Source organism: Kitasatospora sp. NPDC002965, from assembly GCF_040611255.1.
Lineage (GTDB): Bacteria > Actinomycetota > Actinomycetes > Streptomycetales > Streptomycetaceae > Kitasatospora.
The window spans coordinates 25,410-38,172 of the sequence record NZ_JBEXNT010000015.1 but is presented as its reverse complement, the minus strand read 5'-3'; the positions used below and the strand labels follow the sequence as shown (position 1 = coordinate 38,172).

The following is a 12,763-nucleotide window of genomic DNA, read 5'->3' as shown; positions in this document are numbered from 1 at the left end:
TCATGTCCGAACCACAGACCCCGACGCTGGTCGAGGTCGTTTCCGCTCCGCCGGTCCAGCCGCCCGCCGCCGATCCCGGGGTGAAGACACCACCCGGCGCGCCGTCGGGGGCGGTGCCGGGTGTGCCGCTCGCCGTGGCCGTGGCGAACGCGCTCGGCGGCACCGTCGCCGGGGCGCTGGCCCTCGGTGGCCCGGTCACCCTCGCCGTGGCCGGCACCGCAGCCGGTGCCGCCGCGCTCGGCGGCCTCGCCCGCCGGGCCCGCACCGCCCGCCACCACACCCCGAACACCGCGCTCCGCCGGACCGCCGACCGGCACTCCGGCGGCCCGGGTGGCCTCTTCACCCCCGCCCCCTCCGCTGCCCGCCAGGCGACGGCGGGCAGCAACTCCAACTCCGCTCCCACGGCGAGCCGTTACTCCCCGCCCGGTGTTCGCTCGCCCGGCCGTGCCGCCGGTCCGTCGACCGCCGCCGGGCACCCGTCCGCCGGTCTCACCTCCTCCGCCGCGTCTCGGAAAGGATCCTCCGCCATGGGTCGAACGGCCGGAACCCCGTCCCCGACCGCCCGCCGCACCGCCGCCGGTACGGCCGGTGGCGGTGGTCCTGCTCGCAGCGCGCAGGGCGCCACGAACGGCCGTACCGGCCCGAGGGCGGGCGGGATGCGACACCGGGTGGCGTCCGGCGCCGCCCACACCCTGGCCAAGGCCGCCGCCGTGCGGGCCGGTACGGCCGGACGCTCCGCCGATCCGGCGGGCACCGTGCGGGCCGCGCGCAGGGACGACCGGTTGGCGAAGGTCGCCGAGCGTACGGCACGGCGGGTCGCGAAGGGCCAGGCGAAGGCGGAACGGGCGGCCGGGATTGACCCGGCCACCGGAGCGGGGACGGCCGTCGCCCGGGGAGGTACGGCGCCGCTTGCCGGCGGGGGTGTGTCGCCGGTACAGGCGAAGGCCCTGCGCCGCTCCGCGATGCGCCACCGGACGCGGATGGCCGGTGTCGCCGCCGCGACCGGGCTGGTCGGCCTCGCATCGGCGGCGGCCTTTAACTGGCGCCACAAGGGCAAGGTCGCGGGCCACATGCGCCGCGTCTGGACCCGGATGGCCGCCCGTGCCCGCGCCGTGCGGGCCGCGCGGGACGCCGCCATCCACGGCATCGCCAACCCCGCCACGAATGGCCCCGCTGGCGGGCAGCTGCCCGTGGTGCCGGTCCCCGCTCAGAGCGTCAACATCCCCGGTCGCCCCACCCCGGCCAGCGCCGCCGCGCGGGTGGCGGGCGTGGTCGGCCTGTTCGCCCGGCCGGACCTGAAGGTCCCGGGCCACACCCGCACCGCCGACCCGATCGCCCTCGGAAAGCCCACCGTGAAGGAGCCCACCACCGTGTCCGACCAGCTCGGCGGCACCGCCGCCACCTTCAGCCTCTCCTCCGCCGCCGACGTCCTGTTGCAGGCCGCCACCACCTTCGACCCCGAGACCATGATCGAGTTCCAGGCCCTCGCGGACGACCTGCCCGTCGCGTTCACCACGATCCAGGACGTGCTGCGCGTCCTCGCCGAGAAGGGAGCCCAGCAGCTGCCGCTGGACCCGGTGGTGGCGGAGGAGATCGCCGAGGGCTACCGCGCCATGGGCAAGGTCGTCCAGTCCCTGGAAGAGGTCGGGGCGACCTTCCGCAAGGCCCACGCGGAAGACCTGGAGCGCCACGAGAACCCGCGCAACGGCCTGGAGGCCGAGCGGAAGTGGAACGTCTGACCCTGTCCCTCCACCCGTCCCGCGCCATCTGAATCCGCACCCCGACCGGGCCGCCCACACGACGTGGGCGGCCCGGCCCGCATCCGGCTGGAGCCGACATGACCAACACTCCGAAGACCCCGAAGACGAAGACCCCCGCGCCCCGGTCGCGGGTGGACTGGAAGGCCGGACACGGCCCCTTGACCGGCACCCTCAACGGCGTCGCCGGAGCGCTGACCACCACCGCCCTCGGACACGCGACCGGCATGCCCGCCGGATGGGCCCTGGCCGCCGGAGCGGCCGGTGCGCTCGGAGCCCTCGGGGCGGGACTGCGCCGCAAGGTGACCGCCGCGACCCTGAGTTTCCGGGGCGCGTGCTGGATGACGGCCGGCGGCTGGTCGTCCTGGGCCCTCGCCCACGGCGGGCCCTGGCAGTGGCCCGAGATCGGGTCCCTCGCCGTCGCCGGAATCGCCGCCGGCACCCTCGCGGTCGGGTTCGCCGCGCACGAGGAGGTCGAGCAGTCCAAGCGCGCGCACCTGCTGCTGATCGGGGCCCGCCGGCAGATCGCCGCCGAGTGGACCGACCGGATCAAGCGGGTCTGCTCGGTGGACGTCACCGTGCTGGGGATCGAGCACTGGCCCTCCGGCGCCGGATACACGGTGGAGATCGAGCTTCCCGAGGGCGGCACCACCCGACGGGCGATCACCGATCGCACCGAGGCACTCGGCTCCGATCTGGACCTTCCCGACGGCTGCGGACTTCAGACGATGCCCGGCATCTCCCGGCGCCGCGTGCTGATCCACGTCACCACGAAGAACCTCACTGGCGAGGAACTTCCCTTCCCGATGGACGAGATGGCGCAGACCACGACCGTCAACAACCCGCTGCCGGTGGCGCTGCTGTCGACCGGGGCGCGCGCGGAGATGGACCTTCGGCAGGCGTCCACCATCGTGACCGGCCCCACCGGGACCGGGAAGACCAACTGGCTCCACACCCTGATCGGCCGTCTGAACCAGACGAACGACGTACTGGTGTGGGTGATCGACCTGAACGGCGGGAGCATCGGTCTGCCGTGGCTGAACGCATGGCGCGACGCCCAACTGAAGCGGCCCGGCTCCCGGTGGGCCGACGCCCACATCCCCGTGCCCGGCGTGGACTGGGTCGCCTCCACCCCGGAGGAGGCCAAGCGCATGCTGGCGGCGGCGGTGCGGATCGCTAAGCGTCGCAAGGTCGCCTACCAGGACGCCATGCGCGACGCCAACGACGACAAACTCCCGGTCGGGCCGGACACACCGGAGATCGTCATCGTCATGGACGAGGGCGCGGAGGCCGCCGCCACCCGCGAGGCCCGCGCCGTGCTCTCCGGTGTCTCCGAAGTCGTGCGCATCGCCCGCGCCATGGCGATCCGTGCGGTCATCTCCGTCCTGCGCGTCACCCAGGACGTCATGCCCGACCCGCTCGTGCGCAAGATGGCGTCCAACAGGCTCGCGACCGGCGCCCTCGAAGACTCCGAGCTCGGGCACCTCTTCGGGTGGCGGGCCCTGCGCGCGGAAGACAGCTTCTCCGGGCCGGGGTCGGTGCTGGCCGGCACCGAGGGCAAGCAACCCGCCAAGGGCCGGCAGTGGCGCATCACCCCCGACATGATCGAGGACATCAGCGCGCTCACCTCCCACCGCCGCCCCGGCCTGGACGCCCCGTCGCTGGAAGCGGCCGGCACCGACTACACCGACCGGTGGCTGATCGAGCGCTGCGGCCACCTCTGGGCCGACTCCGACACCGCGCCCCTCGCAGCCGCGGCTTCCCCCTCGACCGCCACCGGCCCGGGGCCGTCGGGAGGGCCGGGCCGGGGTGCGGCTCCGGCCGGGGGCTGGAAGGCCACCGCGCATTGGGACCAGCCCGCCCCCACCCCGGCCGTCGACCCGGACGACCTCGAATCCATCTGGCTCCTGCCCGCCGCCGAGCCCGAGGCCGCCCCGCCGGGCGTCGACTGGTCCGACCCGTCCACCTGGGCCACCGGCCGCGAGAGCGCCGCGCCCGAGACGCCCGACGCGAAGGACGCCGCGCTTCGGCTTCTGCGCGACGCCGGACCCGAAGGCACCGGAGCGTCCGCCCTGGAGAAGATCCTGCACCCTGAATTCGGGACCCGTCGTCAGGCCATCGCCGGATGGCTCAAGACCTGGGCTGAGAGCGGTGAGGCGGTCCGTGTCGGCGAGGGCAGCAAGGCCCGCTACGTCCACAGCCAGCACATCCCCCGGCCCCCGGCCGAGGACTGAGACCGCCCCTGTCTTGTCGCCTGTCGCCCGGCCCCGAAAAGGGGGCGGGTCACCTGTCGCGCGCCCTGTATCCCCCCTGTGACCTGCGGACGACAGGCGACAGGACAGGCGACAGGACAGGCACGCGACAGGACAGGCGACAGGCCGCACGACAGGTACACCCCCGCCCGGACCACCGCCCCGGACGGGCCGTTTGCTCCCGTCCCGCCGACCGACAAGAGGTCCCCACCGTGATCGTCACCGCCACCGCCGCCACCGTGCTCGCCGTCATCTCCGCCCTCCTGATCCGGGGCCGACGCGCCTCCCTGCCCACCGCCCTCGTGCTCTGGCTGTCCGGCTTCACCGCCGCCACCACGGGCGTCGCCGGACCCGTGAACGACTTCCTCACCTCCCTCGTCCGGCTCATCTCCGGCCACTGACCCCACCCGCGCACCACCCCGCCGACGGGAGACCCCCCATGGACCGCACCACCCCGCAGCAGCCGTTCGCCGCCCCGGTGCACCACGGCCCGGACGGCACCCCCTACTACCTCACCCCCGCCCCCACTCTCACCGCCCCGCCCGCCATCTACCACCCCACCGCCCCCGCCCCGGCGACCTACGGCCCGGCGCTCGCCCCGACCGCCGTCTACCTGCCCGCCCCGCCCCCGGCCACCGCACCCACCTCGCAGCGGGACCCGTGGCCCGCCCGTCTGCTCGCCGGAGGAGTCGCGCTCGGCGCGGGTGGTCTCGGCGTCGGCTACGCGGTCCAGGCCGTTGCCGCCGCCGCCGGAAGCATCGGCGGCCTCGCCGCACTCGGCGTCGGCGCCTACGCCCTCGCCAAAACCACCGGCAGCGGGGGCGGCCGGGGCGGCCAGGGTGCCGTGAACGTCAACGTGACCGTCTCCAACCGCAACCGCTGACCAGGAGAAACGCCATGGCCCGCATGCGTCTGCGCTTCAACATCTGGCCCGACCCCGTGATCGAGCTGACCGACACCCCCAACCCGAAGTGCCCCGGCTGCAAGGGCGAAGGCGGGTGGGACTACGACTACGGCCACCCCGAGACGGGCGAGTACGACGGCACCAGGACTGAGTACTGCGACTGCTGGGACCCGGACCACGTCCGCCGCCTGATGCCCGTTCCGCGCTGGATCGCCCGCCGCTGGATCGGCTGGTCCATCGCCGTCTACAGCGACGAGCCGCCTTTCTAGCCCGGTCTGCCCGACCGGCCGTGCCGCCCGAACCCTGCCGCAGCCGGCGGCCGGGGCGCGGGTGGTGCGGGGGACCGGACAGACCCGCTCCCGCCAGACAGCACGAGGCCCCGCACCGACCGGAAGACCTTGGCTGGTGACACCGGTTGCTGCGGGGCCGTGCGTCCCTAACAGACAGGGATCAGCATGCCCTCTCCCCTCCAATGGCGCGACGCATCCCACTACGACCGCACCCGTACCCTGCCGTGCCGGTGGTGCGGTCGCCCCACCCCGCTGCGGGACGAGCAGCGCAGACCCGCGCACAAGGTCTGTGCCGAACAGCACGTCACCGAACAGTCCTCCGTCGACGTCTGGAGATCGGCGTGAACCCTCTCCTCCAACTCGCCCTCGAACTGGCCCGGCTCGGCCTTCCGGCGCTGCCACTGCGGGCCGGGAAAGGCCCGCTCCACAACTGCCCGGCCTGCACGAACATGGCCTGTGGCGGCCGGTCGAACATGAAGGACCCCGGCCCGTGCGCCTGCCCGGCGCCGTGCCACGCGTGGGCCGCCGCCACCACCGACCCCTCCGTCCTGACCAGCCGGGCATGGGCCCGCGCGTGGAGGGAGGCCGAGACCGTGGCCTACCACCCGGGCGGCGCCGGTCTCACCGTGGTCGACCTCGACAGCGCCGACGCCCTCGCCTGGGCCCGCGCGACCCTGCCCGCCACGCTCACCGTGACCACCACCCGGGGCGAGCACTGGGTCTACCGGGGCACCGTGGCCTCCGCGAACGCCGTCCGGCCCAGCGTCGACGTCAAGTCGCTAATGCAGTACGCCCGTTGGCTCGGCTACGGCACCGGCTCCATGGTCTCGCTGCCTGATGCCGTCCGCGCGCTGATGGTCAGGGAAGAGGCCACCCGGCCGGCGAACGGGGCGCGGGTGGCCTCTTCACCCCCGCCGCCCTGGACCCGCACCGTGGCCGCCGGGTGCCGCCACACCGAGCGCTACATCCACACCGGCCTGCAACGTGGCCTCGCCAAAATCGCGGACCACCGAGAGAGCGGCGCCGGATCGCAAGCCTTCGGCGTCGCCCGATTCCTGGCCGCCCAACACTCCCAGTGCCCCGGCCCCTGCGGTCTCGACACCCTCGCCCAGCACGTCATCGCCGCCGCCGTCTCGGTGGGCGTCCCGCACGAGTACGCCACCCGTGCCGTCGACCGGGGCTTCGCCGCCGCAGGCGCGCACGTTGCCTGACCTGCTCGAAGCGGGCCGCCCTCTCGGCAAAGACCGGCGGCCCGCTCCCATCCAGTCCCTACGGAACCGGAGACCAGCATGACCGATCCCACCCCGACCGTCACCACCGAGGACGGCGCCGCTGTGCTCGACGCCGTGGAAGCGTTCCACCGCCGCTTCAACGTCTTCCCCAGCGAGGCCGCCTACACAGCCGTTGTTCTGTGGGACGCCCACACTCACCTGCTCGACGCCTTCGAGTCCACCCCGCGCATTGCGTTCCTCTCCCCGGAGCCCGGGTCCGGGAAGACCCGTGCGCTGGAGATCATCGACACGCTCACCCCCCGGTCGATGTTCACCACCGACGTGTCGCCGGCCGCACTGTTTCGGTCCGTCTCGGACCCCGAGGCCCGGCCGACCGTGCTGTTCGACGAGGTGGATGCCACCTTCGGGCCGAAGGCCGGTGGTAACGAGGATCTGCGCGGACTCATCAACTCGGGCCACCGTCGCTCCGGGGTCGTGCACCGCTGTGTCGGCGACGGCAGCACTCAGACCGTCCAGGCGTTCCCGGTCTACGCCGCCCTCGCCATGGGCGGACTCGGTGACCTTCCGGACACCATCATGAGCCGCTCGATCATCATCCGGATGCGCCGCCGCGCGCCCAACGAGAAGGTCGAGCCCTTCCGCGAGCGGACCACCGCGCCCGAGGGGCACGCCCTGCGCAAGCGACTCGCGGCCTGGGCCGAGGCCACCCGAGCCACCTTCCAGGACGCCGTGCCCGAGATGCCCGAGGGCGTCACCGACCGTCCCGCCGACGTGTGGGAGCCACTGCTCGCTATCGCCGACGCCGCAGGCGGGCACTGGCCGGAGCGCGCCCGCGCCGCGTGCGTCCAGCTCGTGACCGCAGCCAAGGCCAACGACAAGGGCAGCATCGGTATCCGGCTCCTGTCGGACCTGCGGGACATCTTCGGCGGCGCCGAGCGGTTGCTCAGCGCCGATCTGCTCAGCAAGCTCGCCGAGGTGGACGACGCGCCGTGGGCCGATCTCGACGGCAAGCCGATCACCGCCCGCGCCCTCGCCCGCATGCTCGGCGACTACGTCACCGCTGACAACGACCCGATCAAGCCCCGCAACATCAAGACGGGTCCCAAGAGTTCGGCGAAGGGCTACTACGCTGCCGACCTTGCGGACGCGTGGCTGCGGTACTGCTCTCCCCCCTCTTCCGAGGAATCCGCTACTGCCGCTACTGCCGCTACCGCGCAGGTCAGGGCCCTGTTTCCGGTAGCGGATATGGACGCGGTAGCGGATACCGATCCGCTACCCACCCCGGAACACGCCACTGCGGTCGGCGCGCTGCCGTAGTCGCCATGCCGCTCCCGACCACTGCCGGGAGCGGCACCAATCCGCTACCGCTACCCAATCCGCTACCAAAAACATGCCTCTGACCAGGGAGGTAGCGGCAGTAGCGGCAGTAGCGGATCCCAGAGAAGGAAGGGGCAAAGCCCCGGAACCGATGATCTGGAGGGTCTCTATGCCCAAGGGCAGGGGTCAACTGCCGTCGCTGTACTACCCGGCCGACATCGCTGCGGCCATTGGCATGTCTGAGTGGTGGGTGAAGGAGCAGGCCCGTCGTGGCCGTATCCCCTTCACCAAGCCCGGACGCGCCTACCGCTTCACGGCTGACCAGTTCGCCGAGATCGTCCGCATGTACGAGGTGCGGCCGGCACTGGGAGTCGCGCCACAGATCAAGGTCACCGCCGTCGCCGTCTTGAAGACGCCGGACCGTAATCCGCAGCAGGTCCGGCCCGCTGTCCGCCTTCGCGCGAGGCCGCCGCGCAGGGCATCGCTCCACCAGCCGGACGCTGCCTGATCACACCCAAATGCCCGCCCGGTGGCTCCACCGGGCGGGCCCCTGACATAGAGAGCTCACATTGGGATACGGCGAGAACCGGGGCGACTACTGGCGCGCCCGCTACAAGATCGCACCCGGCAAGTACGGGACCGTCCTCGACACCAACGGGAAGGCGGTCCGCTACAAGACCAAGCGCGCGGCGGAGAAGGCCGCTTCGATTGCCGAGGAGGAGGCCGCCAAGGAGGCTGCTCAACCGCCCGCCGTTTCAGGCCCTGAGCGGATGACGTTCGGCGAGTACGCCAGTGTCTGGTACGAGGATCAAGACCTTGCTGCGTCGACGATGCAGAACTACCGCCGTCACATCGAAGAACACCTGCTCCCGGAGTTCGAAGACGTCTATCTAGACGAGATCGCCAAGGGTGCGGTCGACGCATGGGAGCGGCGTGAGCGTGAACGCGAATACGCGCCGAGCAGTATCAAGACGTGGCGCGGCACGCTTCACCTGATCCTCGCCGATGCCGTGGACGCTGGACTGCGTGACTCCAACCCGGCGAGTAGGCGGCGCGGTCGGGGCAAGCGGGCCGGGCGTTCGCGCAACCGCAGCCGCGAGAAGGTGATCACTACCGGGCTCGGCATTCTGCTGATTGCCGAGCGAACCGCGCTGTTGTCGGGCCGGGACGACGAGTTCGTCGGTGTTGTGCTCAAGGGCTACACGGGTATGCGCTGGGGCGAGATCGTCGGGCTCGAAGCTGAGTTCATCCGCCCGGCGGCCGTGCGCGTCGAATGGCAGCTGTACGAGCTGGACTCGGGAGAGATGCACCGCTGCCCGCCCAAGGACGACTCCTACCGGACGATCGATACCCCGCCGTTCCTCGCCGGTTTGCTCGCCGGGCAGGTGGTCCGTGCTGGCGCGAAGCCGTGTGAGTGCCACGGTCGGCGGTACCTCTTCAGCGGGCACGGCGCCGCCAATGGAGCCGCCCGCCGGCCCGGCGCGAAGCTGGTGGACGTGGCCCGCGCCGTCGGCGTCTCTACCGGCACGGTCTCCAACGTCCTCAACCGCCCCCACGCGGTCGCCCCCGACACCCGGTCCCGGGTGGAGAAGGCGATCGCCGAGCTCGGCTACATCCGGGCGTGGGCGTCCGGGGAGAACGCCGCGCACTGGCGCAGGAACGGTTTCGCCACGTGGCTGTTCCATCCTGCGGTCACCGGCTGGTACCCGAAGAAGGCACCGGAGGATGCCCGCCCGGTGCCGCTGCTCGCCGAGCCGTGGCCAGGCATTCCGGCGCGCGGCCGGGGAGCCTCCGGCCGGGCGGAGGCGTGCTGGATGCCGATTCAGCGCGGTCTCACGCCGCACGGTCTGCGGCACACGCACAAGACGATGATGGACGGGTTCGGCACGCCGCCGAAGCTCAAGGATGAGCGGATGGGGCACGAGGACGGATCGGTCCAGGCCCGTTACTCGCACATCACGCCCGAGATGCGGAGCCGGCTCATGGATGACCTCACGGCCGTATGGGGCGCGTCACTCGAAGCCCGCCGACGAATGTCGCCGGGGTCGCCCGTGGGGGTGCTCGACACCTTGCTGAGGGTCGGTCAGTAGGAGGGCCGCCGGGAGATCGTCCGGAGCGGTTTTCTCCCAGGATTCTCCCGAGGGGCTCCGGAAAGCCAGTCAGGGCCGGTCTCCCTTGCGGGAGACCGGCCCTGAGCTGGTCTTACTGGGTCGGGGTGGCGGGATTTGAACCCACGGCCTCTTCGTCCCGAACGAAGCGCGCTACCAAGCTGCGCCACACCCCGGTCCTGCTGTTTGTCGCTCCGTCTCCTTCGCGACGAGTAGAACTCTACCGGACGCTTGCCGAGAGACGAAATCCGATTCTCGGCGAGCGTCCGGGCGGGTCAGCGGGCGGCCGGGGTGAGGGTGAGGAGGGTGGCTTCGGGGGGGCAGGCGAAGCGGACGGGGGTGTAGCGGTTGGTGCCGCAGCCGGCCGAGACGTGCAGATAGGAGCGGCGGCCGCCGGCCTGGTGGGTGGAGAGGCCCTTGACCCGCTTGGCGTCGAGGTCGCAGTTGGTGACCAGGGCGCCGTAGAAGGGGATGCAGAGCTGGCCGCCGTGGGTGTGGCCGGCCAGGATCAGCGGGTATCGGTCGGCGGTGAAGGCGTCGAGGACACGCAGGTAGGGGGCGTGGACGACGGCGAGCGAGAGGTCGGCGTCGGGCGACGGGCCGCCGGTGACCGCGCTGTAGCGGTCGCGCCGGATGTGCGGGTCGTCGAGGCCGGTGAACTCCAGGTCGAGTCCGCCGACGGTGAGCCGGCCCCGGGCGTTGGTGAGGTCGAGCCAGCCGGCGGCGTCGAAGCCGTCGCGCAGCTTCTCCCAGGGGTTGTGGACGGCGCCGTTGACGCCGCGCCCGGCGGTGCCGTCGGGGTTGTTCATGCCGTGGACGCCGCTGCGCAGGGCCTGGAGGTAGCGGGCCGGGTTCTTGCGGGCCGGGCCGTAGTAGTCGTTGGACCCGAAGACGTAGACGCCCGGGAACTCCATCAGCGGCCCGAGCGCGTCCAGGGTGGCGGGGACGCCGAGCGGGTCGGAGAGGTTGTCGCCGGTGTTCACCACCAGGTCGGGCCGGAGTCCGGCGAGGCTCTGCAGCCAGCGCTGCTTCCTGCCCTGCCCGCTCACCATGTGGATGTCGGAGACCTGCAGTACCCGGATGGGGCGGGCGCCTCGGGGGAGGACCGGAATCTCGACCCGGCGGAGGCGGAAGGAACGGACCTCGTACCCAACGGAGTAGGCGAGGCAGGCGGCGCCGGTGGCGGCGATTCCGAGGGGGACGGAGTACAGCGGTCGCATCGGTCCATGGTCTCAGACGGCGGATCAGCGGGTGAACTGCCGGTGGGCGTGCGGGGGCCGACCGGTGGTGCGTCCGGTCGGTTCAGTCGTCGGCCGGTGCGACGGCTGGGCCGACCGGGTGCGTCACCGGTGGACTCGGGCATGCCGGATGCGCCGGAGGTGCCGGACGTGCCGGGTGCGTCGACGGGGTTCGCGGGTGGCCGGCGTTCCTGGGGCTACTCGGCCTGTTCGCGCCGGGCCCGCAGTGCCCGGACCTTGTGCCGGTTGCCGCACCGTTCCATCGAGCACCAGCGCCGCCGCCCGGGCCGCGAGGTGTCGACGAAGAGCAGGTGGCAGTTGTGGGCGCCGCACTCGCGGACCCGTTCCGCGTACGGGCCGGTGAACAGTGCGATCGCGTCGCGGGCGACGGTCGAGGCGAGTTGGGCGCCGTCGCCGGGCAGCGGCGGGGCGGGCGTGCCGTCCGGGGCGATCTGGGGGGCGAGCGGCGGCAGCGCGGCGGCCCGGTTGAGCACGGCGTAGTCGTCGGCCGTCCCGCCGGCCCCGGCGCTCCTGCCGCTGTCGAGCAGCCCGGGTGCGCCGCCGCCCGCGCGGGTCGCGGCGAGCCTCCAGAGGGCGTCCCGCAGGGTGCGGATGCCCGCGAGCTGCTCGTCGCTGATCCGGACGGCCTCGTACGGCAGGCCCAGCCGGGACTGCGGGAGCCACCCGGCGAGGTCCGCCGGGCGGTGCAGCGTCTCGTAGCGCGTGTACGGCGCCGGCGCGCCGGTGGCGAGCAGTTCCAGGCAGAGCGCGCCGGGGTCGAAGTGGAAGGCGGTTCCTCCGCCGGGGGGGTGCAGGACCAGCCCCGGGGCTCGCTCATCGGTCATGTAACCACCTTAAAGGGTTACTCTGCGCGATGGGAAGGGAACGGAGGGGAGGGGAAGGGAGCGGATGGGGGCCGAGGAGAAGAGGACAGGAAGGACGGCGGGAGGGCGGGCCGACGGGGCCGGCCTCGTTCGGAGGCCCACGGCTTAATGCCGGGCAGCTGAACGCCGCAGGTGAAAGACTCGGGCCATGACGACGCTCAAGGCGCAGCTGCAGGAGGACCTCACGGCTGCCATCAGGGTCCGGGACGAGCTCCGCTCGTCCACCATCCGGCTCACGCTTTCCGCGGTCACCAGCGAGGAGGTGGCGGGTAAGACGAAGCGGGAGCTCTCGGACGCCGAGGTGCTGAAGGTGATCGGCCGGGAGGCGAAGAAGCGCCGGGAGGCCGCCGAGGCGTTCGACACCGCGGGCCGGACCGAGCAGGCCACCCGGGAGCGGGCCGAGGGCGAGGTGCTGGCCGACTACCTGCCCAAGCAGCTCTCCGACGACGAGCTGGCGGCGATCGTGACCGCCGCCGTCGCCGAGAGCGGTGCGACCGGGCCGCAGGGCATGGGCGCCGTGATGAAGCTGGTGAAGCCGAAGGTCGACGGTCTGGCCGAGGGCGGCCGGGTCGCCGCCGCGGTGAAGGCCGCGCTGACCGGCTGACGACAGGTCGGCAGGGCAACAGGGCAGCGGGTCGGCAGGGCAGTAGGACGGCAGGCCGGCCGCGCAGCGGGAGAAGACGGGGGCGCCCCCCCCACCACACGCAACCGGGGGGCCCCAAAATCCCACACGGCCGGCAGGGGAGCTGAGGCGGGGCCCCCCCCGAACTCGGAGGGCGAT

13 protein-coding genes and 1 tRNA gene are annotated in these 12,763 nt (G+C 72.7%); 11 read left to right on the top strand and 3 right to left on the bottom strand.

The annotated features are described in order from the left end of the window. Positions 1–2 precede the first annotated feature (2 nt). From ABZY91_RS09290 to ABZY91_RS09245, 10 genes are all read left to right on the top strand, one after another. Positions 3–1,739 carry a hypothetical protein gene (locus ABZY91_RS09290; RefSeq protein WP_355401009.1) on the top strand — a complete coding sequence of 579 codons (1,737 nt, stop codon included), beginning with the start codon at positions 3–5 and terminating at the stop codon, positions 1,737–1,739. 98 nt (positions 1,740–1,837) lie between these two features. Then, positions 1,838–3,991, top strand: a complete 2,154-nt coding sequence (locus ABZY91_RS09285) for a hypothetical protein (protein WP_355401007.1) — start codon at positions 1,838–1,840, stop codon at positions 3,989–3,991. A gap of 230 nt (positions 3,992–4,221) precedes the next feature. Next, complete coding sequence (locus ABZY91_RS09280; RefSeq protein WP_355401005.1) at positions 4,222–4,410, top strand: hypothetical protein; 189 nt, start codon at positions 4,222–4,224, stop codon at positions 4,408–4,410. 38 nt (positions 4,411–4,448) lie between these two features. After that, a complete protein-coding gene (locus ABZY91_RS09275) occupies positions 4,449–4,892 on the top strand; it encodes a hypothetical protein (RefSeq protein ID WP_355401003.1) in 444 nt (147 codons plus the stop codon). 14 nt (positions 4,893–4,906) lie between these two features. Continuing rightward, a complete protein-coding gene (locus tag ABZY91_RS09270; protein WP_355401001.1) occupies positions 4,907–5,182 on the top strand; it encodes a hypothetical protein in 276 nt (91 codons plus the stop codon). A gap of 186 nt (positions 5,183–5,368) precedes the next feature. After that, positions 5,369–5,548: a hypothetical protein gene (locus tag ABZY91_RS09265; RefSeq protein WP_355400999.1), complete on the top strand. Its 180-nt coding sequence runs from the start codon at positions 5,369–5,371 to the stop codon at positions 5,546–5,548. Next, positions 5,545–6,414, top strand: a complete 870-nt coding sequence (locus ABZY91_RS09260; RefSeq protein ID WP_355400997.1) for a bifunctional DNA primase/polymerase — start codon at positions 5,545–5,547, stop codon at positions 6,412–6,414. Before ABZY91_RS09265 ends, ABZY91_RS09260 begins: the two co-directional genes overlap by 4 nt. 78 nt (positions 6,415–6,492) lie before the next feature. Then, complete coding sequence (locus tag ABZY91_RS09255) at positions 6,493–7,752, top strand: DUF3631 domain-containing protein (protein ID WP_355400995.1); 1,260 nt, start codon at positions 6,493–6,495, stop codon at positions 7,750–7,752. A gap of 169 nt (positions 7,753–7,921) precedes the next feature. After that, positions 7,922–8,260: a DNA-binding protein gene (locus tag ABZY91_RS09250; RefSeq protein WP_355400993.1), complete on the top strand. Its 339-nt coding sequence runs from the start codon at positions 7,922–7,924 to the stop codon at positions 8,258–8,260. A gap of 61 nt (positions 8,261–8,321) precedes the next feature. Further along, complete coding sequence (locus ABZY91_RS09245) at positions 8,322–9,842, top strand: LacI family DNA-binding transcriptional regulator (RefSeq protein WP_355400991.1); 1,521 nt, start codon at positions 8,322–8,324, stop codon at positions 9,840–9,842. Positions 9,843–9,962: 120 nt separating this feature from the next. Here the strand turns inward: ABZY91_RS09245 and ABZY91_RS09240 are convergent. From ABZY91_RS09240 to ABZY91_RS09230, 3 genes are all read right to left on the bottom strand, one after another. Continuing rightward, positions 9,963–10,036: transfer RNA gene (locus tag ABZY91_RS09240), tRNA-Pro, on the bottom strand. A gap of 99 nt (positions 10,037–10,135) precedes the next feature. Continuing rightward, the gene (locus tag ABZY91_RS09235) at positions 10,136–11,080 is read right to left on the bottom strand and encodes a metallophosphoesterase (protein WP_329874573.1); all 945 of its coding nucleotides are present in this window, start codon (positions 11,078–11,080) and stop codon (positions 10,136–10,138) included. 215 nt (positions 11,081–11,295) lie between these two features. Further along, the gene (locus ABZY91_RS09230; RefSeq protein ID WP_329948059.1) at positions 11,296–11,943 is read right to left on the bottom strand and encodes a CGNR zinc finger domain-containing protein; all 648 of its coding nucleotides are present in this window, start codon (positions 11,941–11,943) and stop codon (positions 11,296–11,298) included. A 187-nt stretch (positions 11,944–12,130) separates the two neighbouring features. On the opposite strand from ABZY91_RS09230, the gene ABZY91_RS09225 reads away from it, so the two are divergent. Further along, positions 12,131–12,586: a GatB/YqeY domain-containing protein gene (locus tag ABZY91_RS09225; RefSeq protein WP_329874570.1), complete on the top strand. Its 456-nt coding sequence runs from the start codon at positions 12,131–12,133 to the stop codon at positions 12,584–12,586. Positions 12,587–12,763 lie beyond the last annotated feature (177 nt).